We start from the raw sequence: 24,214 nt of genomic DNA on the forward strand, positions 1-24,214 counted from the left end.
TACTTGCTTATTTGCCAAGAAATAATATATCATGCTCAAAAATGAATGTCAAATTTTTGGCCATTCCATGCTAAATAAGAGAACACGGAGGTATGAATAACCTCCGCACAAGTCCCATTACTTCATTACTTCTTTTCCACCCATATACGGTCGTAATACCTCTGGAATAACAACAGATCCATCTGCTTGCTGGTAGTTTTCCAAAATAGCTGCTACTGTACGTCCGATTGCAAGTCCAGAACCATTTAACGTATGCACATATTCTGGTTTCCCGTTCGCCTCCCTGCGGAAACGTATACCAGCCCGACGTGCTTGGAAGTCTTCGAAGTTAGAGCAAGAAGAAATCTCACGGTATGTTTCCTGGCTTGGAATCCATACTTCAATATCATATTTTTTAGCTGCGGTAAATCCTAGGTCAGCTGTACACATGCTCATTACACGATATGGTAAGTTTAATAGCTGCAATACTTTTTCTGCATTTCCTGTTAATGTTTCCAATGCTTCATAGGAATCTTCCGGCTTCACAAAATTAACAAGCTCAACTTTGTTAAATTGATGCTGACGAATTAATCCACGTGTGTCTCGCCCAGCAGATCCTGCTTCAGAACGGAAATTCGTGCTAAATGCAACATATTTTTTCGGTAGATTATCTGCTGATAAAATCTCATCACGATGGTAATTTGTTACGGGCACTTCTGCAGTAGGAATCATGAAATAATCCCAATCCTCCAGTTTAAATGCATCCTCTTCAAATTTTGGAAGCTGACCAGTCCCTGTCATGCTAGCGCGATTTACAATTTGTGGAGGTAGCATCTCTATATAACCGTGCTCATCTGCATGGAGATCCATCATGAAGTTTAATAATGCACGTTCTAATCTCGCACCAAGGCCTTTATAGAAAACAAAACGGCTCCCTGTTACTTTAGCTGCGCGTTCAAAATCGATAATATCAAGATTCGTTGCAATGTCCCAATGAGCCTGCACTTCAAAGTCAAATGCCGGAACAGTACCCCAATCGCGAACTTCCACATTATCGTCTTCATCTTCTCCAACTGGAACAGATTCATGCGGGATATTCGGAATGGATAGCATAATATGCTGTAGCTCTTCCTCGATACCCTTCAAGTCTTTATCGAGTAAAGCAATTTGATCACCTAGCTCGCGCATTTCTTTAATCGCAGGATCTGCATCCTTCTTTTCTCTTTTCAAAGCAGATATTTCTTTCGTTGCTTCATTGCGCTTTGCCTTTAAAGCCTCTGTTTCTGCAATTAATCCGCGACGTTTTTCGTCTAAAGAACCGAACTTATCTAAATCAGATAAATCCTCTCCACGATGGGCAAGCCTTTTTTGTACCTCTTCAAAGTTATTTCTTAAATACTTCATGTCTAACATAATGATTCCTCCTTTAAGCATTATATAAATTGTTAAATCCTTTAAAAATCAAAAAACTCCCGTCCCTAAATATAGGGACGAGAGTAAGTTTCCCGCGTTGCCACCCTTGTTGAAGATACTATCTTCCGGCTCATCGTTCATAACGGCTCTTCACCGGGTTTACTTACTTTGGATTCTAAATCCTTTCCGTAAACCTGTTCAAGGATGGATTCACAGCAATCTAACACCGATTCTCACCAGCCATCGGCTCTCTTAAGAAAGACATGCTATTACTACTTCCTATCAATACATTTTAATTGATTGTCATTATAATTATTGCTATCATATGCAATTTTAATTCAAAATGCAAGTTTTTCTGGAAAAATTGATTTTGTTGTTAACTAAAAAAGTCCTTTAATCCAATCAACGGCAGCTGTAAATATATTTGCAAAGAAATCACCGATAGATCCGAGTGTAAGCATGAACCAGTTTGATTTTTCTACTGCTTCATCTGTTACAAGGTCAATTTGGCTAGTTGAATCATCAAAAATATAACCATAATCAACATCACCATCATAAACAAGCTCTGCTGTTCCGACTACTTCGCCTTTTTCAATTGGTGCTACTAATTCACCGTCTTCATTTAATTTATCCTCATCAATATGATATTCAATACTGTACAATTCTGCTTCATCTGCTTGAATTGGAATACGTACTGCTTCACTTAATGAAACGTTAACTTCATCTTGTTTTCCTTTTGCTACAGGAACTGTGCCTTGATCCTCAGACTGGTAACCAGCAGGAAAAAGCTCCTCAGATTGGAATTTCGAATAGCCATGATCCAGTAATTGAGCTGTTTCTACGAAGCGCTCTGTATCACTACTCGTTCTCATAACAACCGTAATTAATCGATTACCGTCTCGAATTGCAGTACCTGTGAAGCTGTGGCCTGCCAAATTTGTAAAGCCTGTTTTTAAGCCATCTACACCTTCATAGAAAAACTGTCCTAAATTTTCACCTTCATGTGGAAGCATATAATTCCAGTTGCGGATGGTTTGTCCATCAAATTCAGTCACTGGAATTTTAGCAACATCGAGTGCCCCTGGATAATCATTCACAAGGTGATAACCAAGCTGTGCAGCAGATCGTGCTGACAATAGATTCGTCCCATTTGGGTCTGTTCCTTCTGGGTGATTACCATCTAGGTCTTCATTGTCCAATCCTGTTGAATTTACAAATTCAGCTTCAGATAGCCCTAACTCTTCCGCTTTTTGATTCATTAACTTAACAAATTCGCCCTCTGAACCAGAAATTAATTCCGCTAAAGCAATCGTTGTGGCATTATCTGAATTAATCGCCATTGCTTCATATAATTCTTCAACTGTATAATCCTGTTGTTGTTTCAATCCAACACCCGAAAACACCGTATTGGCAGAAATACTGTAAGCATAATCACTAATCTGCGTAGTTGTATCCCACGAGATTTGACCATTTTCGACAGCTTCCCATACGAGATATTCCGTCATCATTTTCGTCATACTTGCCGGTGGAAGCGCAACATCAGGGTTTTTTGCGTATAAAACCTTTCCTGTTTCTGCATCGACTAGAATTGCCGATTCAGCACCTATATCCAATGACTCTGCAGCGTTTGCAGTAAGTGGCTCTGTTATAAACAATTGTATTAGTACAAGCATCGCAAGTACTAATGGAAAAATCTTCTTCATGCTGTGTTTCAACTTTCTGTACCTCCAACCTGCGGTATAACCTTTTTAATTTTGCCATTCTCTCTTTTGAATAAGCTATCTGTTATTTTACCACATAAAAATATAAAAAAATAGATGCTAGAGATACCAAGCATCTATTTTTTATTCATTACTATTATAAAAGGCAGTTCAAATTATAAGGCTTTAATTGACTGAATAATTTGGTGCTTCTTTTGTAATTTGTACATCATGCGGATGGCTCTCACGTAATCCAGCACCTGTTATACGTATAAACTGTGCATCATTGCGCAATGCATCAATTGTTCCTGTTCCACAATATCCCATACCAGATCGTAATCCGCCTATTAACTGGTGGAACGTATCTGCAAGTGCACCTTTATAAGCAACTCTTCCTTCAATACCTTCTGGAACAAGCTTTTTATTGTCTGAATCACTCTGGAAATAACGATCCTTCGAGCCTGCTTTCATTGCGCCAACAGAACCCATTCCGCGGTATACTTTATATTTTCTGCCTTGATAGATTTCTGTTTCTCCAGGGCTTTCCGTTGTCCCTGCAAACATACTGCCAATCATGACTGCATGTGCTCCAGCAGCCAATGCTTTCACAATATCTCCAGAATATTTAATTCCACCATCGGCAATGACTGGAACACCGTATTCTGCGGCTGCTACAGCACAATCATGTACTGCTGTAATCTGTGGTACTCCGACACCAGCTACAACTCGAGTTGTACAAATTGATCCAGGTCCAATTCCCACTTTTACAACAGATGCACCTGCTTCAATCAACGCTTTTGTTCCTTCAGCAGTAGCAACGTTACCTGCAATAATGTCTAAATCAGGAAATGCCGCTCTTACTGCTTGTAGTTGATCGAGCACGCCTTTTGAATGTCCATGAGCAGTATCAATCACAATCGCATCGACACCTGCTTCGACAAGCTTTTCAATTCGAAGCATCGCATCTCCCGTTACACCAACTGCAGCTGCTACAAGTAAGCGACCTTGCTCATCTTTAGCTGAATTCGGGAACTCAATAACCTTCTCAATATCTTTAATTGTGATTAAACCTTTTAAAATGTTGTTTTCATCCACAAGTGGGAGCTTTTCAATTTTATATTTTTGGAGAAGTTTTTCAGCTTCCTCTAATGTTGTCCCAACTGAAGCTGTAACAAGGTTTTCACTAGTCATCACTTCCGAAATAGCAATTGAATAATCCTGAATGAAGCGCAAATCACGATTTGTTAAAATGCCTACAAGCTTCTGTTCTTCAATATTGTTCACAATTGGCACACCAGAAATGCGGTATTTGCCCATTAAGTGCTCTGCATCATATACCTGATGGTCAGGTGTAAGGAAGAATGGGTTCGTAATAACACCACTTTCAGAACGTTTAACACGGTCTACCTGCTCAGCTTGTTCCTCCATCGACATATTTTTATGAATGACACCGAATCCTCCTTGGCGTGCCATTGCAATTGCCATTTCTGCTTCTGTAACAGTATCCATACCAGCACTAATAAATGGAGATTTTAACTTCAAATTGGATGTAAGCTGTGTACTAAGATCAACGGTATTAGGCAAAACCTCTGATTTTCCTGGTATTAATAATACATCATCAAATGTTAAACCTTCTTTTGCAAACTTATCTTCTCTCATTTTTAATTCCTCCTTATGAAGTTTATGTATGGTGTATCTATCTATCGTTCAAACTATATAGAGGATGTCCCAAAAGTCCGGTAAAAATGACACATCGAGAGTGATAGAACTTCGACGCCCAGGGCGTTCTAATGTCGGTGTTGCGACAAGGATTTTCGGCGGGGCGAGTAATCGCAGCCCAGGACGTTGCAACTTTAGCCGACCTCGGTTCTTTTTATCCTTCTTCTGAGCACACATTTATATATACGAATATCTATTTTTATATACATTACTCTAATACGCTTGGTTTTTCAACAAAGTTCGATTAGAAACAAAAAATAAATAGATTCAAAATTTTATAATAGTTAAGAGGTCATAATTATGATAACAGTCGATGAATTTTATACGTATTTAAACGCACAACAACATGCCCAAAGCTTTTTATATCAATGCTATTTAGGAATGGAGGATGCAGAAGCAAAAAGCTATCAAAATTACAGCACTTTTATGTATTTGCTCGATCATAGCCAGCGTTTTTATGAAAATGGTAAAAAATCCGATGAACTTGTTCAGCCTGTTTTATATTTTTACGGTATGGTGCATTTATTAAAAGCATATCTTCTAACGAAACGTCCGGACTATCCAGAATCAACCTCGCTGCTCGCTCATGGCGTAACTGCAAGGAAACGAAAGAAAAAGTTCTATACATTTACAGATGATGAAGTAAAAGTACAACAGCATGGCATGTTCCCTTATTTCTCGGAGCATTTGTACGCCACTAAAAGAATCCCTTTTGAAAAAATTCGCATGGAAACGCTTTTTAGCTTACTACCCGAAATGAGTAATTTTTTCGCTTTACAGAAGCAGGAGAAACTAACTGTCATTGGCTCAGCAAACTCGGTTCATCTACAATTCCCAACCAAATTATTTGATAACTATCATTTAACAGAAAAGGCATTTATAGCACGCATACAAAACTATCTTCCAGCTATTAAGGAGATTAAATCTGGAAAATTAATGCTTGATATAGAACTTGAAGATTACGTTGATTTTTCGAATGGTCCTTTTTTCAAGCATATGGATAATAATCAGCTTTATTTTCCAGCAAACCGGGATTCCTTTCTTCCTATTTCAGAAGTAATGATTCATTATTTGTTGCTTTTTAATCTTAGTATGCTCTGTCGCTACGAGTCAGAATGGTGGGGTGACTTATTTGTATCCAAGGCGGATATGGATTACCCTTTAATCCACCATTTTCTACAAGTTACTGCACAAAAAATCCCAAGGCAAATTGGTAGTGAGATGCTAGCAATGAAAACGACGTTTGACAGCCTAACATAGCCTACATATACGAATAGGGAGCTATAGCTAGCTCCCTATTATTTCTTCAATATAAAGTTCGGGCATTTGATCCAATGAGATAATCGCTTCATCTGGTTCGATACGAATCATTGGCTTTGTCGGTTTTGTCGTGTCTATAAAAACAATTTCCCCATGTTTTCCATTCGAGAGGATTATCTTCTTTCCAATCAAAAAATGAACGAAATTGTCGATGAATACGTTTACTACCTGCGCATCGAATTTCATATATCTATCCTTTTCGATTGTTTTTATTGCATGAAATAAGCTTTGTGCCTTTGCATAGATACGATTACTTATTATCGCGAAATATGTATCACTTACTGCGATAATTTTAGCAAATACATGGATTTTTTCATTCGTAATACCAAGCGGATAACCACTTCCATCTAGACGTTCATGATGCTGGAGTACACCTAATTTTACCGCCGCTGTGATTATTGGTAAATGCTCAATCATTCGATACGAATACGTAGGGTGATTTTTAATAGCTTTCCATTCATCTTCTGTTAACGTTCCCTTTTTGTTCAGGATAGAATCATCCACTTTTACCAATCCACAATTACTAAGTAATCCTGCTATTCCACTTTGAAGCCATTCACCTTTCGAAAGCCCCATTTTCCTACCGATAAATGCTGAAAGAAGGGAAACTGCAACACTATGGAAATACATATAATCCTCCTGGGTACTATATGTATGAAGCCTATATATTTTTTCGGCCTCTATTGTTTCTGTACATTCCAATAGTGGTATGATCAATTTACGAACAACTGAGATATCAATTGGCATCCCATTTTGCCATTTTTGAAACTGTTGTTTATATGCAGCCACCACATTTAGATAACTCTCAGCAAATGGAAGACTTTTTTCGTTATCAATTGAATTTTGCTTCTTCATATGCTGTTTTTCCTTTGGCTGAACAGGTTTTCCTAAAAAGGAATCACCGTTAGACAAGGTAGATGATACATCTACCGATTCAACAAGGAATTTTTCAAGAATTGTAATATGTTCTTCTTTTAATATGGTGTTTTTTAGGATGATTGGACGATTTGTCTTGCCTCTTACTTCCTTAAGTAATACACATCCTGGAATTAGACTTGAAGGTTTTACTCGCATATCGGTTTCCCCCATTTTCTCAGATAGAAGGTAATACTTCATTCCATTAAGATTCTCTTCCTTCGCATAGACTGTTAGCAGCACAAGGTTAAAAGAATCAGTTTTTTTATTTCCCCAGCATAGAGGGGATTCCAGTTCGTATCATTGTATAAAGAAGATGACTCAGGATGTACACTACTTTCTGAGTCATCTATAGATAGATTCCAATTATTCTTCGTTCGTATCTGTCTCTGTGCTTTCTTTTTCTGAAGTTGTATCTTGTACAACTTCTTCTTCTTCTGTTTCCTCTTCTTCCCTATCTACCTTAGCAACCGTTGCTACTTCTTCTCCATCCTGTAATCGAATTAAATGGACACCTTTTGTACTTCGTCCAGTTGTTGAAATCTCTGCTACTGGAATTCGAATTAATACGCCTGCTATGGTAATCAACATGAGATCCTCTTCACCTGTCACATCTTTTACAGCTACAACATGACCAGTCTTCTCATCGAGTTTACATGTGAAAACACCTTTACCCCCGCGGTTAATTTGACGATATTCCGCTTCTGGTGTTTGTTTACCAAAACCTTTACTTGTGACATGGAGAATTTTTGAATCCGGCTCAATGATCTCCATGGATACGACTTCATCATCTTCTCGTAACGAAATACCTTTAACACCTGCTGCAGTTCGTCCCATTTCTCGAATTTGTGTCTCTTCGAATCGGATCAGATAACCATTTTTCGTTGCAATCATCATATCCTTATTGCCATCGGTTAATCGAACGGAGATTAGCTCGTCTTCTTCACGAAGTCCAACTGCAATTAAGCCACCTTTACGGATATTTGCAAATTTGGCCAGGGAAGTACGTTTAGCAATTCCATGTTTCGTTGTAAAGAATAGGAACGCATCCTCTTCATAGCTATTTACAGAGATAACTGCATTGACCCATTCCCCTTTTTCAACCTGAAGCAGATTGATGATTGGAATTCCTTTTGCTGTCCGATTGAACTCTGGAATCTCATACCCTTTTGCACGATATACCTTTCCTTTATTGGTAAAGAAAAGCACCGTATCATGTGTGGATGTCGATACAAGATGTTCTACAAAATCATCCTCATTCGTTCCCATTCCTTGAATTCCTCGACCACCGCGTCTTTGTGTTCGGTAGGTAGATGCAGGTAAACGCTTGATATACCCTTGATGTGTAAGGGTTATAACAATGTTTTCTACTGGAATTAAGTCTTCGTCCTCGAAGAATCCAGCTCCACCAGCTACAATATCCGTACGACGATCATCATTAAAACGTTCCTTAATTTCAGTAAGCTCTTCGCGAATAATTTCAAGTACTTTTTCTTCATCCGCTAAAATTGCTTTTAACTCATTAATCAGTTTTTGCAATTCACTGTATTCTTCTTCAATCTTCTCACGCTCTAAACCTGTTAAACGCTGCAGGCGCATATCAAGAATAGCTTGAGCTTGCTTTTCTGAAAGCTTGAAACGTTCCATTAAACCAACTCTTGCAATGTCTGCAGTTTTAGAGTTACGGATTAAGGAAATAACTTCGTCTAAATGGTCTAATGCGATGCGTAAACCTTCTAAAATATGTGCACGCGCTTCTGCTTTTCTTAATTCAAAAGCAGTACGACGTGTAATAATTACTTTTTGATGCTCTAAATAATGCTCTAGACACTGTTTAATAGTTAATACTTTCGGCTGGCCATCTACTAATGCAAGCATATTAATTCCAAATGTTGTCTGTAGTGACGTATGTTTATACAAATTATTTAAAACAACATTGCCATTCGCATCACGGCGAAGCTCCATCACAATGCGCATACCATTTCGGTCAGACTCGTCACGTAAATCTGTAATTCCTTCAATCCGCTTATCCCGAACGAGTTCTGCAATTTTCTCAATCAGTCTTGCTTTATTAACCTGATAAGGTAATTCTGTTACAATGATTGTCTCTTTTCCATTTGAGCTTTCTTCGATATTCACTTTCGCACGAATTGTAACCGAACCTTTTCCAGTTTCATATGCTTTTCGGATTCCGCTGCGACCTAATATTTGGCCGGCAGTAGGAAAGTCTGGACCATGGATATAGTCTTCCATCAATTCATCTACCGTGATATCCGGATCTTTACTCACTGCAAGTACAGCATCAATTGTTTCTCCCAAGTTATGTGGCGGAATATTGGTTGCCATTCCAACCGCAATCCCTGATGTACCATTGACGAGTAGATTAGGGAAACGTGCTGGGAATACAACAGGCTCCCGTTCAGATCCATCGTAGTTATCCTGATAATCAATTGTATCTTTATTGATATCACGCAATAACTCCATCGAGATTTTTGACATTCTCGCTTCGGTATAACGCATTGCAGCTGCTGAGTCTCCATCAACCGATCCAAAGTTTCCATGACCATCTACAAGCATATAACGATAGCTGAAATCTTGTGCCATCCGAACCATTGTCTCATAAACTGCCGAGTCTCCGTGTGGATGATACTTACCGATAACTTCACCAACAATACGTGCTGATTTCTTATGCGCCTTATCAGAATGCATCCCTAAGTCATTCATCGCATACAAAATTCTTCGATGAACTGGTTTCATTCCATCACGTACATCCGGTAATGCACGCGACACGATAACACTCATTGCGTAGTCAAGAAAAGATGTACGCATTTCCTTACTAATATTAATCTCTTGAACATTTGGACGTTTTTCCTCTGCCATTCCTTCTTTACCTCCTATCACTATTTAACATCAATAGTGATTACCTTCGAAAAATAACTACTCTACTTTATTTATCCAGTTCCGTTGCTTGTCATTATCTGGGCAAGCCCGCTTCACTTTTCGCTGTCTAGCTGCACGTGGGCTAGCGACTACAGTCATTGTCAATGGACACTTCGAGCGCTAAAACCATGCGCTCTACGGTCCCGTGTCACTGCCTTACGTCGCTGGGCAAGCCCGCTTCACTTTTCGCTGTCTAGCTATGGCTCCTGGAAACTACGGTCATAAGCAATTCACACTTCAAGCACTAAAACCATGTGCTTTTCGGGCCTTGCTAGCCTTTCATTTCTAAACAGTCGCCTTCGCTTTCCGTTTAGATATCCAGGTTTTTAACGTATTGGGCATTTTCTTCGATAAAGACCCTTCTTGGTTCAACTTTATCTCCCATAAGCATGTCGAAAACTTGGTCTGCGTCGATTGCATCGGATAATTCAACTTGAAGCAGTGTACGTTTTTCCGGATCCATTGTTGTATCCCATAGTTGCTCAGCATTCATCTCACCAAGACCTTTATACCGCTGAATACCTGGTTTTGGTGCCTTTGGTATTTCTTCTAAGATACGGTCTAATTCTTTATCATTGTAAGCATAGTATTGTGTTTTCCCTTGTTTCACTTGATATAATGGAGGCTGTGCAATATAAATATATCCATGTTCAATTAATGGACGCATATAACGATAGAAAAACGTTAATAATAATGTTCGTATATGTGCTCCGTCAACATCTGCATCTGTCATAATGACTACTTTATGGTACCTTGCTTTCGTAATATCGAAATCTTCGGAGATACCAGTACCAAGGGCAGTAATCATAGCACGTACTTCATTATTGGATAAAATACGGTCAAGTCGAGCTTTCTCGACATTCAAAATCTTACCACGCAATGGAAGAATAGCTTGAAAATGACGATCCCTACCGGATTTCGCTGAACCACCGGCAGAGTCTCCCTCAACAATATAAAGCTCACTAATTGATGCATCCCTAGACGAACAATCTGCTAGTTTTCCAGGTAAACTGGAAACGTCCAAAGCACCTTTTCTTCGTGTCAATTCACGCGCCTTTTTTGCTGCTAAACGTGCACGTGAAGCCATTAATCCTTTATCGACAATTATTTTGGCAATTGTCGGGTTTTCATATAAGAATTTTGAGAATGACTCACTGAATATAGAATCTGTAATAGCACGTACTTCACTATTTCCTAGCTTTGTCTTCGTCTGCCCTTCAAATTGAGGGTCTGGATGTTTTACAGAAACAATTGCTGTCATCCCTTCACGGACATCATCTCCAGAAAGGTTTGTGTCATTTTCTTTGATCAGGTTACTTTTTCTTGCGTAATCATTAATCACACGAGTCAAACCACTACGGAACCCAACTTCATGCGTCCCGCCTTCATACGTATGAATATTATTCGCAAAGGAATATAAATTGCTCGCAAACCCATCGTTGTACTGAATGGAAACCTCGATAGCAATTCCTTCTTCTTCTCCTTCAGCATAGAAAGGTTCGTGAAGTACCTCTTTATTTTTATTAATAAATTCAACGTAAGAGCTGATTCCGCCTTCGTAAAAGTACGATTTCGGCTCGCTATCTGTTCGCTTGTCTTCAACAGTTATCGTTAACCCTTTATTTAAAAATGCCAACTCGCGGAGACGTTGTTCTAATGTTTCCAGGTTATATTCAGTCGTTTCAGTAAAAATTTCCGGATCTGGTGTAAAATGCGTAATTGTACCAGTAATATCGGTTTCGCCAACTACTTCAATTTCCCCAATTGGGACACCTTTTTCAAAGCCTAAAAAGTGGATTTTATTATCGCGATGAACATGCACCTCTAAACCTTTAGATAGAGCGTTCACAACAGAAGCACCTACACCATGTAATCCACCGGAAACTTTATAGCCTCCGCCACCAAATTTACCACCGGCATGCAAAACGGTCATAATAACTTCTAATGCTGGTCTTCCTGTTTTTTTCTGGATATCAACTGGAATCCCGCGCCCGTTATCTTTTACTGTAATACTATTATCCTTTTCAACGATGACCTGAATATGATCACAATATCCAGCCAGTGCTTCATCAATACTATTATCAACAATCTCCCATACAAGATGGTGCAAACCTTTCTCACTCGTAGATCCGATGTACATTCCAGGTCGTTTGCGTACGGCCTCCAGACCTTCTAGTACCTGTATTTGGTCAGCATCATATGCTTGGTTATCTGTTATTTTGTCTTCCATTGACATTTTCTCACACTCATTTCTATTGAAGTACACGTAATACGGTAAAAAATCATCTATAATTAGCAGTGAATTTAGATACACTGTTGGTTGTTACTATTAGGAAACTGTACAATTTGAATGCTGCGGATAAATAAAGTACCGAAGCAGCGACTAGCGATACATGCTTCACAAGAGGCTTAATCACATGCATATTTATACTTATAGTGAAAATATGCATCTGCTCTATACATTGTAAAACAGGGGGTTCTTCTTTTGTGCCTATGGAACAATTTCATCCGAATAATCGTCTAATTTATTTATCGCCCGAATCATGCTCGATCTTTTCTTTAACGTAGAAACCGATAAAGAACTGTAATAAATTGTATTCTTCGTAATCATGACTGATTTAGCGTTCTTTTTCGGACCAATTATCTGTTTCTTCTGATGTGCTGTAGCCATCATCTCATCCATAATCGTAGATGATGACACCAAATTATAATCAATAATAGCAACAATATCTTCCGATTGAATTACATTGCTATCCCCAATATGAATAAACACGGTACCACACTCCACCTCTGATTTCAGATTAGTTGTCCACACTTCCGTCTATTACACGAAACAGCTCTGCTTGTTTTAATGTATCATGATGAATTCCATCCACACTTGTTGTTGAAACGAAGGTTTGAACACGCCCTTGAATGGTATTTAATAAATGCGATTGTCTGTAATCATCTAATTCACTTAAAACATCATCCAAAAGCAGAATTGGATATTCTCCGATTTCACCGTAAATGAGTTCAATTTCAGCTAATTTAATGGATAGTGCAGTTGTCCGTTGCTGCCCTTGGGAACCATAAGTCTGAACATCCTTTCCATTTACATAAAAAATCAAATCATCTCGATGTGGTCCAATTAATGTTGTACCGCGTTCAACTTCTTTTTCTTGTACTTCTTTAAATTTATCTCGATAGATAGTACCTATTTTTTCCATGTTTGCATCTTCTGATACTTCTATTGTAGCACTGTAGCGAATTTCAAGGTTTTCCAGCTCTCGGCTTATTCCATGATGGATTGGCTTAGCCCACTTACGTAATAAATCCATGAAAACAAAACGTCGTTCTAATAATGTGGAGGCATGTTCAATCAGCTGCTCTGATAATACCTCTAACATTGTAAAATCAGTCGTACGTTTTTTCTGCATTTGTTTTAATAAATGATTGCGCTGTTTCAGTATTTTTTGATACTGTCCCAAATGATAAATATATCTCGGCTGTATTTGACCAAGCTCCATATCGATAAAACGTCTACGTGTTTGGGGCGGCCCCTTAACAAGCGTTAGATCCTCTGGGGCAAACATCACAACATTCATTGCCCCAATGTAATCACTTAAGCGTTTTTGCTCGAGCCGATTTAATTTAGCTTTTTTTCCTTTGGAAGAAATAATGATTTCAAGGGGAATGGAATGATTACGCTTTGTTATTCTACCTTCTATTTTAGCATATTCTTTATCCCACCCGATAAGCTCTTTCTCACGTGGGGTTCGATGTGATTTAGTAAAGGCCATTACATAGATTGCTTCCATCAAGTTCGTTTTCCCTTGTGCATTTTCACCAATAATGACGTTCACTTTATCATCAAAAGAGATATCCAATTTTTCGTAATTACGGTAATTTGTTAATTGAAGCTGTTCAATGTGCATGCAAATTAATCCTCTTTTTCCTTCGTTTTATTGGTAAAAATTCACATTGCACGTGCATGAATGACCAATAAAATTAAATTCTAATCAACAGGGTAGCGTTGGATGCAATCAGCTTACGACAATATACGAGCCAACATCTTCTATTTCGACTACATCTTTTGGATAGAGCTTTCTCCCACGTCGATGTTCTATTTCTCCATTTACTAATACACCTACATCTGCTAGAAAGGCTTTCACCATTCCACCGGACTCCAAAATATTAGTCAGCTTAATAAATTGGCCCAAAGTGATGTATTCTGTATTTATTTTAATTTCTTCTTGCATGTTCATCACCAAATTCTTATGATTTTTTAAAACAAGCACATCTTTTTAGATGATGTGATAATGCGAAACTTCATTCCGCAGAGGCTTTCTTTTGCCCCCATGAAATGCATCATTCGGGAGACAGTCAGGCCTTTGAACAGAATCAGAAGTTACGGACTGTTAATCCTCATTTTACAGGTTTTGGTTCTTAGACTAAGAGGCGGGATATTACAGTTTTTTAATACGAGATAAAAATACGATGTTAGAAAAGAAACAAATTAAATTTCGATTCCACATCTGTAAACATCCTTTTATTTGTCTTATATAACTATTTTACTAAAGTTTTGGGTGAAAGGGAAGGTAAGACCTCTAATTGTCATAAAAACGCGCAAAAGGGCTTATATTTTGCTATGAACGAAAAAAAGCCCTTATTAGAGCTTTTTTCGCAGTCAGGCAATTAAAATTTGAGTGCTGTGTATAACTTAGTTCGAAACAGACACGTTCACAAAGTGCCAATGACCAGCGAGACTGCTACGATAAGACGTTGCGATGGTAGTCTGGAAGGGCACTTCGCTCTTGTGTTAAGTTTTTTAGAAGGTACGAACAGGTAAAATTAATTGTAATATTGAATCCTCGTTCAGTGGATGAATAACAAATGGCCGCATAGCACCTGTGAATTCGATGATCACCTCATCGTATTCAATTGCTTTTAATGCATCAATCATATATTTCGAGCTGAATGATATCTTCAACTCTTCCCCCTCCATTGCTTGGATGCCGATTTCCTCTACGACATTACCAACTTCTGGTGAGTTACTAGAAATTTCAATGACAGAATCATTTGGTGTAAAAAGCCTGACGACATTATTACGTTCTTCTTTTGCAAGAAGTGATGCACGATCAATTGTATTGAGTAATTCTTTTGTTTTTACTTGAATCTTCGTTTTACTTTGCTCTGGAATTAGTCGAGAGGTTTCTGGATAATTCCCATCAAGCAAACGAGATAAGAAATTTAAATGCTTTGTACGGAAAAGAATTTGATTGTTTGTAACACTTATTTCAACCGTTTCTTCCGTATCATCAAGTATTTTATATAATTCGTTTAAGCTTTTCCCTGGTACAACAACTTGCTGAAATGCGATGTTAGCATCTGCTACAGGGATTTCTCTTTTTGCCAAACGATGACTGTCTGTTGCTGTAAAAGATAGAACTTTGTCAACTAATTTCAAATTAACGCCTGTCAAAATTGGTCGAGTTTCCATTGTGGATACTGCAAATACAGTTTGTTTAATCATACTTTTCAACAGATCAATTGGCATTTCAAAGCTATCATCCGTTTGTAGCTTAGGTAATAGTGGATATTCCTCTGCATCTTGACCATTTAGATTAAATTCAGCTTTTCCAGACCGAATGGTAACTTTCAGATTGGAATCAACTTCAATTTCAACTGTATTCTCTGGTAGTTTGCGAATAATATCTGGGAAATATTTTGCTTGTAAAACAATAGATCCTTCCTCAATTTGCTCTACATATACCATATCATCTTCTTCTGCTGGTATGTAAGATTCAATGGAAATATCGGAATCACTTCCTGTTAGTGTAATTCCGTATTGTTTTGCTTCAATTTTCATTCCAGTAAGAATTGGAATAACGGTCCTCGATGAGATTGCTTTCATGACATCCTGTATACCTGCAATTAATCGATCACGTTTGATAATAAATTTCATGAAAATATCCTCCTAATTTGGAAGTTCTTTTATAGATTGTTCAAAAGTTAGGTAAAAATGTCGGATTTACTTTCTAACTCTTTTTATTCCTTTTTGAACATGTATTTATATATATATTTATTTTTATAAAAAACAGTAATAATAGTAATAGGCGCTGTGATTATGTGGATAAGTGCATTTCCATCAAAACCAGTAAAGTTTTCCACATGTGTATAACCTGTTTATATGCTTGCACACTTATAAACATTATTCACATGTGGACAGCTAAGTCGAAAAACAAAAAAAGAGACTTATATCGTTTTTAATGTTTCTTTTATATCTTCAATATCACGATTTAGATCGGAATCTTCTTCGAGTAATTTCGAAATTTTTTCGTGTGCGTGAATGACCGTCGTATGGTCTCGTCCACCAAATTCCTCTCCTATCTTTGGTAAAGAGAAATCGGTAAGCTCTCTGGAAAGATACATTGCAATTTGTCTAGGAAAGGCAATCGATTTTGTACGTTTCTTTGCTGCAAAATCTTCAATACGAATATTGTATCTTTCCGCTATAATTTCCTGTATTCCTTCAATGGTTATTACTTTAGGCTTACTGCTTGGAATAATATCCTTTAATGCATCTGCTGCAAGCGAGGCATCAATATCTTGATTAACGAGTGAGGAGTAGGCAACAACGCGGATAAGCGCTCCTTCTAATTCGCGGATATTCGTATTGATTTGATTTGCAATATAAAGCATGACCTCATTTGGTATATCAAGTCCCTCAGCCTTTGCTTTTTTTGTTAAAATTGCAATTCTCGTTTCCAAATCTGGTGGTGTAATATCGGTAATTAGTCCCCATTCAAAGCGTGATCGTAAGCGATCTTCCAATGTTGGAATTTCTTTCGGTGGACGATCACTCGAGATAATAATTTGTTTACTTTCTTCATGTAAAGCATTAAATGTATGGAAAAATTCTTCCTGTGTCGATTCTTTTCCAGCAATAAATTGAATATCATCAATTAATAGAACATCGATATTTCGATATTTATTACGGAAGCTATTGGATTTGTTGTCCATAATGGCATTGATGAATTCATTCGTAAATTTCTCAGATGTTAAATAAACAACCTTTGCTTTTGGATTATGCTCACGAACATAGTGTCCAATTGCATGCATAAGATGTGTCTTACCAAGACCAACACCACCATAAATAAAGAGTGGGTTATAAGCTTTGGCTGGCGCTTCTGCTACAGCTAAAGAAGCAGCATGAGCAAATCGATTTCCCGCACCGATTACGAATGTATCAAATGTATATTTGGAATTTAACATAGATTTAGGCATATCATTTGTAATGGATTCGGCTTTTTGGTTTGTCACTTGTTTTGTATCTTCTACTTCCATATTTGAAGTAGGAATAATAAACTTTGTATTTAATTTTGTACCAGTGACTTCACCAAGAATATCGGATATGAGTTCTGTATACTGTGTTTCAAGCCAATCTCTAGCAAATTCATTTGGTGCAGATATAATCAATGTATTTTTTTCAATAGCTTCAGCCTTTGTATTTTTTAACCACGTATCAAAGCTGGGTTTGCTAATTTTTTCTTCAATTTTCTCTAACGTAGCAACCCACAATTCTTCGATGTTTTCCAATATCAATCTCACTCCTTTCAAATTGGTTTACACATGTTATTTTAGGAAACAAAATTCAAATCTTGTAAGTAGCTTAGTTCCCTAAACAGCCACCTCCAGCTCCAGCATCCAGCGACTAGCGAGACTTCCATCACCTCATGACACGCTAAAGAAGACTTGCCGACTGTTAATACATGAGAATTAGTCGCACTTATACCCTTGTGGTGAAAGTTAACATTGTCTCTGTACGAATGTTCGACAGGTCGAACCACCCAAAAGTTGGGGTGCAGTCCGTACGCCGCTAACCACGTGCTTACGCTTTTGCAAATGACAGAAAAAGCCTCTCTCAATCTTGAATAAGATGGAAAGGCATATCATATATATGTTTAAAACATATCTTGACATATACGAATAGAAAATATTTAGTTATATGAAATCTATTTTGGCAGACAGGAAAATAAAAAGTTTCCTTTTATGCATAACTACGATAGAGAGACTTGTGGATAGTAAACCATATGAATAATAAAGAAGAAAGTTGCTTATAAACGTTATCCACATGTATGTGGAAAAGGTTATTCGATGCCCTGTGAACAACTATCCACATATTATCCACAGATTGTGAATAAGTTTTATTGCTGTTTTTGATTTCCACAGGTTAAAACATAAATATAATATCAAATAAAAGTGAATAAAGCAATGGTTTTTGGATAGTTATCCACATATTCAAGACCTTGTGCATAATAACTATCCACACTACTATATTTTGTGCTTAACTTGTAAATAGGTGTTGTGGATAGAAAAAAAACCTAAAATAATTATAAACGGGCTCTGTGGATAAAGATTTTTTAAATCTAAGTTGACAGATGATGGTTGTTTTTCGTATAATGTCAAGGACTGTCTATTGATAAGTTATTATTTTTAATTTAGATATTTAAAAGGGATCCCTTGGGGAGGTGCAGAATAAATGAAAAGAACGTTTCAACCAAATAACCGTAAACGCAAAAAAGTACATGGCTTTCGTGCGCGTATGAGTACTAAAAATGGACGTAATGTTTTAGCTCGTCGTCGCCGTAAAGGAAGAAAAGTATTATCTGCATAGGCCACTGAAAAGTCAGTGGTCTTTTTCTGCTTTAAAGGATGTTCAAAAGTCCGGTAAAAATGACACATCGAACTTCTTGGTCCTTTTTATCCTCCTTTTTGAACGTAAACTGAAGCGGAAGAATGATCGGAAAAGCAGTGATTCAAGCTGCTTTTTTTATACATAATTTATTGCGGGCGATGGTGTTTGAGTATAAATAAAGGTGATAAAGATGAAGAAAGCGTTTCGTATAAAAAAAAATGAAGAATTTCAGTACCTCTTTAAACATGGGAAATCCTTTGCTAACCGACAGCTTGTTATCTATTATGTAAAGAAGATAGATCAGGAGCATTTTCGTATTGGTCTTTCTGTTGGTAAAAAAATCGGGAACGCGGTTACGCGAAATAGAATTAAACGCTTCTTAAGACAAGCCTTCCAGGATCTAGAGGATAATATCGAAAACTCCTATGATATCGTTATTATTGCTAGAAATCCAACCAAGGATATGGGCCTTGAGGAAGTAAAAAAAAGCCTGACACATTTACTGTATAAGGAGAGGCTTTTAAATAAATAGGAAAAATCTATTTAAAGATAGAATCTTACGTGTAATTAGGATAAAATAACAGGTAGAGCGTGATGAGGGTCATATGAAGGAGGAAATAAATTGCGTAAAAAGATTTTTTTGCTGATAACCTTTGTAGGTTTAATGGCAATCCTTTCTGGCTGTACGGAGATTAATGAACCGGTTACGGCCGAAAGTGAAGGAATTTGGAATACGATTTTTGTTTATCCATTATCATGGGTAATTATTAAAATAGCTGAAATTTTTAATGAAGGTTACGGATTATCGATTGTTATTGTAACAATTTTAATTCGTTTATTGATTTTACCACTAAGTATTAAACAATTAAAAAGCTCTAAAGCAATGCAAGAAATTCAGCCAAAGCTTCAAGAGCTCCAAAAGAAATATAGTTCGAAAGATGCGACTACACAGCAAAAGCTGCAGCAAGAAACGATGCAGTTATTCCAGAAAAACGGTGTAAATCCACTTGCTGGTTGTTTGCCGATTTTTGTACAAATGCCTATCCTGATTGCGATGTATCATGCGATTATGCGTACTGCCGAAATTAGTACCCATAACTTCCTATGGTTTGAACTTGGTTCACCAGATTATATTTTGCCGATTTTAACGGGGGCATTTACGTTCTTGCAACAAAAACTAATGATGTCAACAAATTCTGCATCCAAGCAAAATCCGCAAATGGCAATGCAAATGCAGGTTATGCTTTACGTAATGCCAATTATGATTGGTGTTATGGCATTCTTCTTCCCGGCAGCGTTAGCATTATACTGGGTAACAGGTAACATCTTTATGGTTGTTCAAACACTTCTCATTAACAAACCGATGATGACGAATAAGTAATGGAGGAGAAAATAGTGAGAGAAATAACTGCTAGTGGACAAACAGTCGAAGAAGCGGTCCAATCGGCATTAGAGCAGTTAAACACCACGAAGGACCAAGTAGAGATTGATATAATCGATGAAGGAAAAAAGGGTGTACTCGGCATTTTTGGATCGAAACGTGCCGTTGTCAAAGTTACAATTGCTAAAAACCCAATAAAAGAAACTGAGAAATTAATTAAAGAAATAGCAGGCAATATGAATCTTTCGGTTGAAGTGAAGACTACTGTTGAGAGCAACCAGGTGACCTATGAATTGGATGGTGCAAACATTGCAATTTTAATTGGGAAACGTGGACAAACCTTAAACGCATTGCAATACTTATTGCATCTCGCAATTAATAAGGATAAAAAAGCTTACTACACCGTTGTATTAGACGCAGAAGGATATCGCGGCAGAAGAAAAGAAACGCTCGAGTCCTTGGCACATAAAATGGCGGATAAAGCAAAGCGTCTCAATAAAAAAGTAGCACTTGAGCCAATGCCGGCTTTTGAGCGAAAAATCATTCATAGTGCATTACAAGGTATTAATGACGTTTCGACTTATTCAGATGGAGTAGAACCACATCGGCATATCGTCATTAAACCATAAAGAACCCCGCTAAAGACATTCTTTAGCGGGGTTCTGCATAAATATTACTAAAACATTAACTTAAACTAGCTCTTTTCGGCTATACCACAGTGTCGGACACTGTGGTATTTTTAGTATGTGGAAAAGTATATAAAGTAATTTTGTTATCATATTATTTAAAGGTTTTCATCAAGTTAGCAGCTTATTTGATGTAACATCTACGAGATAAATAGTAAGTTTATTCAAAAAATAACGTATAACTACAGCGAAAACAATTTCTCCATGATTAAAGAGCAGATGGCATAAAGAAATAGTTGCTAATGACATAGCCATTTTTTTATTGGATAAGAAAAGAGAATTAAGGAGGAACCAAAAGGTGAAAAAATACCATTTGCCGGGGATTATTGCACTTTTAATATTTATATCGATATGTTCTTTTCATTTTTTTCAGCCCTCCTCTATAAAGGCAGAGGAATTTAGTTTTCCTATTAATTCGGATGGAAATTTAGAGAATAGCTACATAGGAAGTTCTGTCACAACGACCGGAACAGATATAGAGGAGACTTATTGGGATACGGTTACGGACTGGTTTGATGGTGTAGGAGAAACGATTGATACAGCTTTAGAGAATATTAAAGAAGTTTTTGATAACATTGTTAGCTATATTAGTGAATTAATTACAACAGTTGACAATGCTGTCGGCGAGTTCACTGGAAACGATGATGCGACGGATGCAATAGATGACGTCAATGGTACAATTGATCAAGCAAAAGATACAATCGACGATATAAATATTGATGAAGATTCAAATGGTAATATCGTTTATCGCGTATTACGAGAAGACGAGGATCCGACGAAAGGCATTTTTGCAAAGGCTCCAGAACGCGAGCATATAACCATTGCTGGACATGTTAATAATGGCGGGAAGAAAAACTTCAAAGGGTCAAAATATATTTCAACAACGAAAAGTTTTGATATAGCACTAAAAAACGCAACATCAAACATTATGGATAAAGGCAGCGCTCATGATCTTCGAATCGTAAAAATTGATTTAAGCAAGGTAACAAATATGTATTATGATTTAACAGATCCAAAAGTTCAGGACAAGTATCTCGTAAATTCGAAAGGTGAACCTTGGGAGAAGGTTAGAAGATATGCCAATGCATCACAAGAATTATTAGTGGAATATGAAATTCCAGCTGCAGCCATTGAGCTGTTAGGTCGACCATCTGAATTACTAGAATAAGGATGGATTCTTTTATAGGAGTGTGACAAGTGTGCGTGATATAAATAAGCATATCCATAATTTTGAGGAATCAGCGTTAAATTTACTTGTTGATCTTCGAATGGGGGACGGTTTTAACGAAAAGGCGTATGAAAAGGTTGTTGAAATGCTTACTTTATTTAAAATGGAATACAAAGGAGTAAGTAGTATACCAAAAGAGGTAGCTACAATGATGGTTGAGCTTTATGGTGAACTCTATAACTTTTCGCTTAATTATGCTGGTGAAGAATCAGAACAGATCCTGAAGGCAGCTAAAAACATAAAAATAGTAATCGAAAAATGCTTGGAAGAAACAGGAGAAGCAGAACTTCAAGAGAACCAGACTTTTACAAAATTAGTCAGGTATATAAATGAAGATGGTTATTTTTTTGAAAAATTGCGTAGTGGTAAGGGATTGGATGAGCAACAATTTGAAAAAATATATCAAGAGCTGGAATCGAGCCTAAAGGAGGTTCACTCCTGGGATGCATTACCAAAAGCATTTGTAGCAATTCTGATTAACTTTTATGAAATGGATTTGTTTGTTTATGTATATCAGAATGAGTTCCATCAAGAAGAAGAGGCAGATAAAATTTATGATGCTTATGAAAGAGTATTTGAATTGATAGCTGGATAAAGAATAAAAAATCAATATCATCAACAGCTAGCGTAGTTTGATAAAATAAAAAGACGAGAGGTTATTCACATGTGGATAACCTCTCGCCTTTTTTATTGGAAGCTTACTGAAAAAAATAATTGTGGATAAGTTTATTTTTTAATGAAATTATGTTATTCTATTTTGTTAGTGACGTAAATTTAAATTATTGTCCATTGATATAGATAAAAGCTTTTAAAAAATGTTGGAGGTGATCGTGATGGAGACAGATACAATTACTGCGATATCAACCCCGATTGGTGAGGGGGCAATAGCGATTGTAAGATTGAGCGGTCCTGAGGCAGTTTCAATGACAGCACGTATTTTTAAAGGGAAAAATTTAAACCAGGTAGATTCTCATACGATTCATTATGGGAAGCTTATCGACCCAAAGACAAGTGAGATTGCTGAGGAAGTAATGGTTTCTGTGATGCGCGCACCGAAAACATTTACTCGTGAAGATGTCGTTGAAATCAACTGTCATGGTGGTATGGTAGCCGTAAACCGGGTGCTAGAGCTTATCTTAAGCATTGGTGCACGCTTGGCAGAGCCAGGAGAGTTTACAAAACGTGCATTTTTGAATGGGAGAATTGACCTTTCGCAGGCAGAGGCTGTTATGGACCTCATTCGAGCAAAAACAGACCGAGCAATGTCTGTGGCATTAAAGCAGATGGACGGTCGCTTATCCGGGTTAATTGGAAAGCTGCGTCAGGAATTGATTGAAACAGTTGCACATGTCGAAGTAAATATTGATTATCCAGAATACGATGATGTGGAAGAAATGTCCCACGAAATGATGCGTACGAAAACAAAGGAAGTTCATAAGAAGATTGATGAATTATTAAGTGTCGCAAAACAAGGGAAGATTTTACGTGAAGGTCTTGCTACAGCAATTATTGGCAGGCCAAATGTCGGAAAATCTTCGTTAATGAATACACTTGTACAGGAAAATAAAGCAATTGTTACAGATGTTCCAGGTACAACTCGTGATATAATTGAGGAATACGTCAATGTACGTGGTGTTCCGCTTCGATTGGTCGATACAGCTGGAATTCGTGAAACAGAGGATATTGTGGAACGAATTGGTGTCGAGCGTTCAAGGCAAGTATTAAAAGAGTCCGATTTAATTTTATTTGTACTAAATAACAATGATGTCTTAACAGATGAGGATTTCAAGCTCTTTGAAGCAGTAAGTGGGCTTGAATATATCGTCATTATAAATAAAACAGATCTGGAACAGAAGCTGGATATGGACCGTGTAAAAGAGCTTGTAGGAGATAGACCGCTAGTTACGACTTCTCTAATTGAAGAAGAAGGGGTAGACGAATTGGAACAAGCTATTGCTGATACATTCTTTGCAGGAGAAATTGAGACAGGTGATCTAACCTATGTTTCGAATGCAAGGCATATCCAATTACTGCAGCAAGCAAGCCTTGCGTTAGAAGATGCGATGGAAGGTATTGATCTCGGAATGCCAATGGATATCGTGCAAATTGATGTTACCCGGACATGGGAGTTTTTAGGTGAAATTATTGGAGATACTGCGAGTGACAGTTTAATTGATCAGTTATTCTCGCAGTTCTGTTTAGGAAAATAGATTGGAATAGGTATACGGAATTAAAAAATTAGAAAGGATGAATGTG

19 protein-coding genes and 1 other annotated feature are annotated in these 24,214 nt (G+C 37.3%); of the genes, 8 read left to right on the forward strand and 11 right to left on the reverse strand.

Annotation, left to right across the window (positions count from 1 at the left end):
* Window positions 1–117: 117 nt before the first annotated feature.
* The 3 genes from serS to guaB form a co-directional block, all read right to left on the reverse strand.
* The gene (gene serS, locus D1B32_RS10670) at window positions 118–1,392 is read right to left on the reverse strand and encodes a serine--tRNA ligase (protein WP_095313972.1); all 1,275 of its coding nucleotides are present in this window, start codon (window positions 1,390–1,392) and stop codon (window positions 118–120) included.
* A 70-nt stretch (window positions 1,393–1,462) separates the two neighbouring features.
* Window positions 1,463–1,687: a binding site (T-box leader), on the reverse strand.
* Between the two features lie 85 nt (window positions 1,688–1,772).
* Window positions 1,773–3,107, reverse strand: a complete 1,335-nt coding sequence (locus D1B32_RS10675) for a serine hydrolase (protein ID WP_118889305.1) — start codon at window positions 3,105–3,107, stop codon at window positions 1,773–1,775.
* A 171-nt stretch (window positions 3,108–3,278) separates the two neighbouring features.
* On the reverse strand, window positions 3,279–4,751 hold the full coding sequence (gene guaB / locus D1B32_RS10680) for an IMP dehydrogenase (protein ID WP_095313975.1): 1,473 nt from the start codon (window positions 4,749–4,751) through the stop codon (window positions 3,279–3,281).
* 360 nt (window positions 4,752–5,111) lie between these two features.
* On the opposite strand from guaB, the gene D1B32_RS10685 reads away from it, so the two are divergent.
* A complete protein-coding gene (locus D1B32_RS10685) occupies window positions 5,112–6,071 on the forward strand; it encodes a YaaC family protein (RefSeq protein WP_095313977.1) in 960 nt (319 codons plus the stop codon).
* 27 nt (window positions 6,072–6,098) lie between these two features.
* On the opposite strand, the gene D1B32_RS10690 is transcribed toward D1B32_RS10685, so the two are convergent.
* The 8 genes from D1B32_RS10690 to dnaA form a co-directional block, all read right to left on the reverse strand.
* Window positions 6,099–7,205, reverse strand: a complete 1,107-nt coding sequence (locus tag D1B32_RS10690) for an HD-GYP domain-containing protein (protein ID WP_095313979.1) — start codon at window positions 7,203–7,205, stop codon at window positions 6,099–6,101.
* Window positions 7,206–7,412: 207 nt separating this feature from the next.
* Window positions 7,413–9,926 carry a DNA gyrase subunit A gene (gyrA, locus tag D1B32_RS10695; RefSeq protein ID WP_095313980.1) on the reverse strand — a complete coding sequence of 838 codons (2,514 nt, stop codon included), beginning with the start codon at window positions 9,924–9,926 and terminating at the stop codon, window positions 7,413–7,415.
* Window positions 9,927–10,296: 370 nt separating this feature from the next.
* Window positions 10,297–12,222, reverse strand: coding sequence for a DNA topoisomerase (ATP-hydrolyzing) subunit B (gene gyrB / locus D1B32_RS10700; protein WP_095313981.1), 1,926 nt, complete (start codon window positions 12,220–12,222; stop codon window positions 10,297–10,299).
* Between the two features lie 255 nt (window positions 12,223–12,477).
* Window positions 12,478–12,759, reverse strand: a complete 282-nt coding sequence (gene remB, locus D1B32_RS10705; protein ID WP_095313983.1) for an extracellular matrix regulator RemB — start codon at window positions 12,757–12,759, stop codon at window positions 12,478–12,480.
* A 28-nt stretch (window positions 12,760–12,787) separates the two neighbouring features.
* On the reverse strand, window positions 12,788–13,900 hold the full coding sequence (gene recF / locus D1B32_RS10710; RefSeq protein ID WP_095313985.1) for a DNA replication/repair protein RecF: 1,113 nt from the start codon (window positions 13,898–13,900) through the stop codon (window positions 12,788–12,790).
* Between the two features lie 108 nt (window positions 13,901–14,008).
* Window positions 14,009–14,224: a S4 domain-containing protein YaaA gene (gene yaaA / locus D1B32_RS10715; RefSeq protein WP_095313987.1), complete on the reverse strand. Its 216-nt coding sequence runs from the start codon at window positions 14,222–14,224 to the stop codon at window positions 14,009–14,011.
* Window positions 14,225–14,793: 569 nt separating this feature from the next.
* Window positions 14,794–15,930: a DNA polymerase III subunit beta gene (gene dnaN / locus D1B32_RS10720; RefSeq protein WP_095313989.1), complete on the reverse strand. Its 1,137-nt coding sequence runs from the start codon at window positions 15,928–15,930 to the stop codon at window positions 14,794–14,796.
* Between the two features lie 290 nt (window positions 15,931–16,220).
* On the reverse strand, window positions 16,221–17,564 hold the full coding sequence (gene dnaA, locus D1B32_RS10725; protein ID WP_095313991.1) for a chromosomal replication initiator protein DnaA: 1,344 nt from the start codon (window positions 17,562–17,564) through the stop codon (window positions 16,221–16,223).
* Between the two features lie 943 nt (window positions 17,565–18,507).
* On the opposite strand from dnaA, the gene rpmH reads away from it, so the two are divergent.
* The 7 genes from rpmH (at window position 18,508) to mnmE (ending at window position 24,168) form a co-directional block, all read left to right on the forward strand.
* A complete protein-coding gene (rpmH, locus tag D1B32_RS10730; protein ID WP_011067894.1) occupies window positions 18,508–18,642 on the forward strand; it encodes a 50S ribosomal protein L34 in 135 nt (44 codons plus the stop codon).
* Between the two features lie 211 nt (window positions 18,643–18,853).
* Window positions 18,854–19,195 (forward strand): ribonuclease P protein component, encoded by a 342-nt coding sequence (gene rnpA / locus D1B32_RS10735; RefSeq protein ID WP_095313992.1) that lies wholly within the window; start codon window positions 18,854–18,856, stop codon window positions 19,193–19,195.
* Between the two features lie 132 nt (window positions 19,196–19,327).
* Window positions 19,328–20,044, forward strand: a complete 717-nt coding sequence (gene yidC / locus D1B32_RS10740) for a membrane protein insertase YidC (protein ID WP_379602079.1) — start codon at window positions 19,328–19,330, stop codon at window positions 20,042–20,044.
* A gap of 14 nt (window positions 20,045–20,058) precedes the next feature.
* Window positions 20,059–20,673 carry an RNA-binding cell elongation regulator Jag/EloR gene (gene jag, locus D1B32_RS10745; RefSeq protein ID WP_095313995.1) on the forward strand — a complete coding sequence of 205 codons (615 nt, stop codon included), beginning with the start codon at window positions 20,059–20,061 and terminating at the stop codon, window positions 20,671–20,673.
* A 355-nt stretch (window positions 20,674–21,028) separates the two neighbouring features.
* Window positions 21,029–21,898 (forward strand): DUF7587 domain-containing protein, encoded by an 870-nt coding sequence (locus tag D1B32_RS10750; protein WP_095313996.1) that lies wholly within the window; start codon window positions 21,029–21,031, stop codon window positions 21,896–21,898.
* Window positions 21,899–21,929: 31 nt separating this feature from the next.
* The gene (locus tag D1B32_RS10755) at window positions 21,930–22,553 is read left to right on the forward strand and encodes a hypothetical protein (protein WP_095313998.1); all 624 of its coding nucleotides are present in this window, start codon (window positions 21,930–21,932) and stop codon (window positions 22,551–22,553) included.
* 238 nt (window positions 22,554–22,791) lie between these two features.
* Window positions 22,792–24,168, forward strand: coding sequence for a tRNA uridine-5-carboxymethylaminomethyl(34) synthesis GTPase MnmE (gene mnmE / locus D1B32_RS10760; protein ID WP_095314000.1), 1,377 nt, complete (start codon window positions 22,792–22,794; stop codon window positions 24,166–24,168).
* Window positions 24,169–24,214 lie beyond the last annotated feature (46 nt).

It is taken from the genome of Oceanobacillus profundus (assembly GCF_003515705.1).
Classification (GTDB): domain Bacteria; phylum Bacillota; class Bacilli; order Bacillales; family Amphibacillaceae; genus Oceanobacillus; species Oceanobacillus profundus.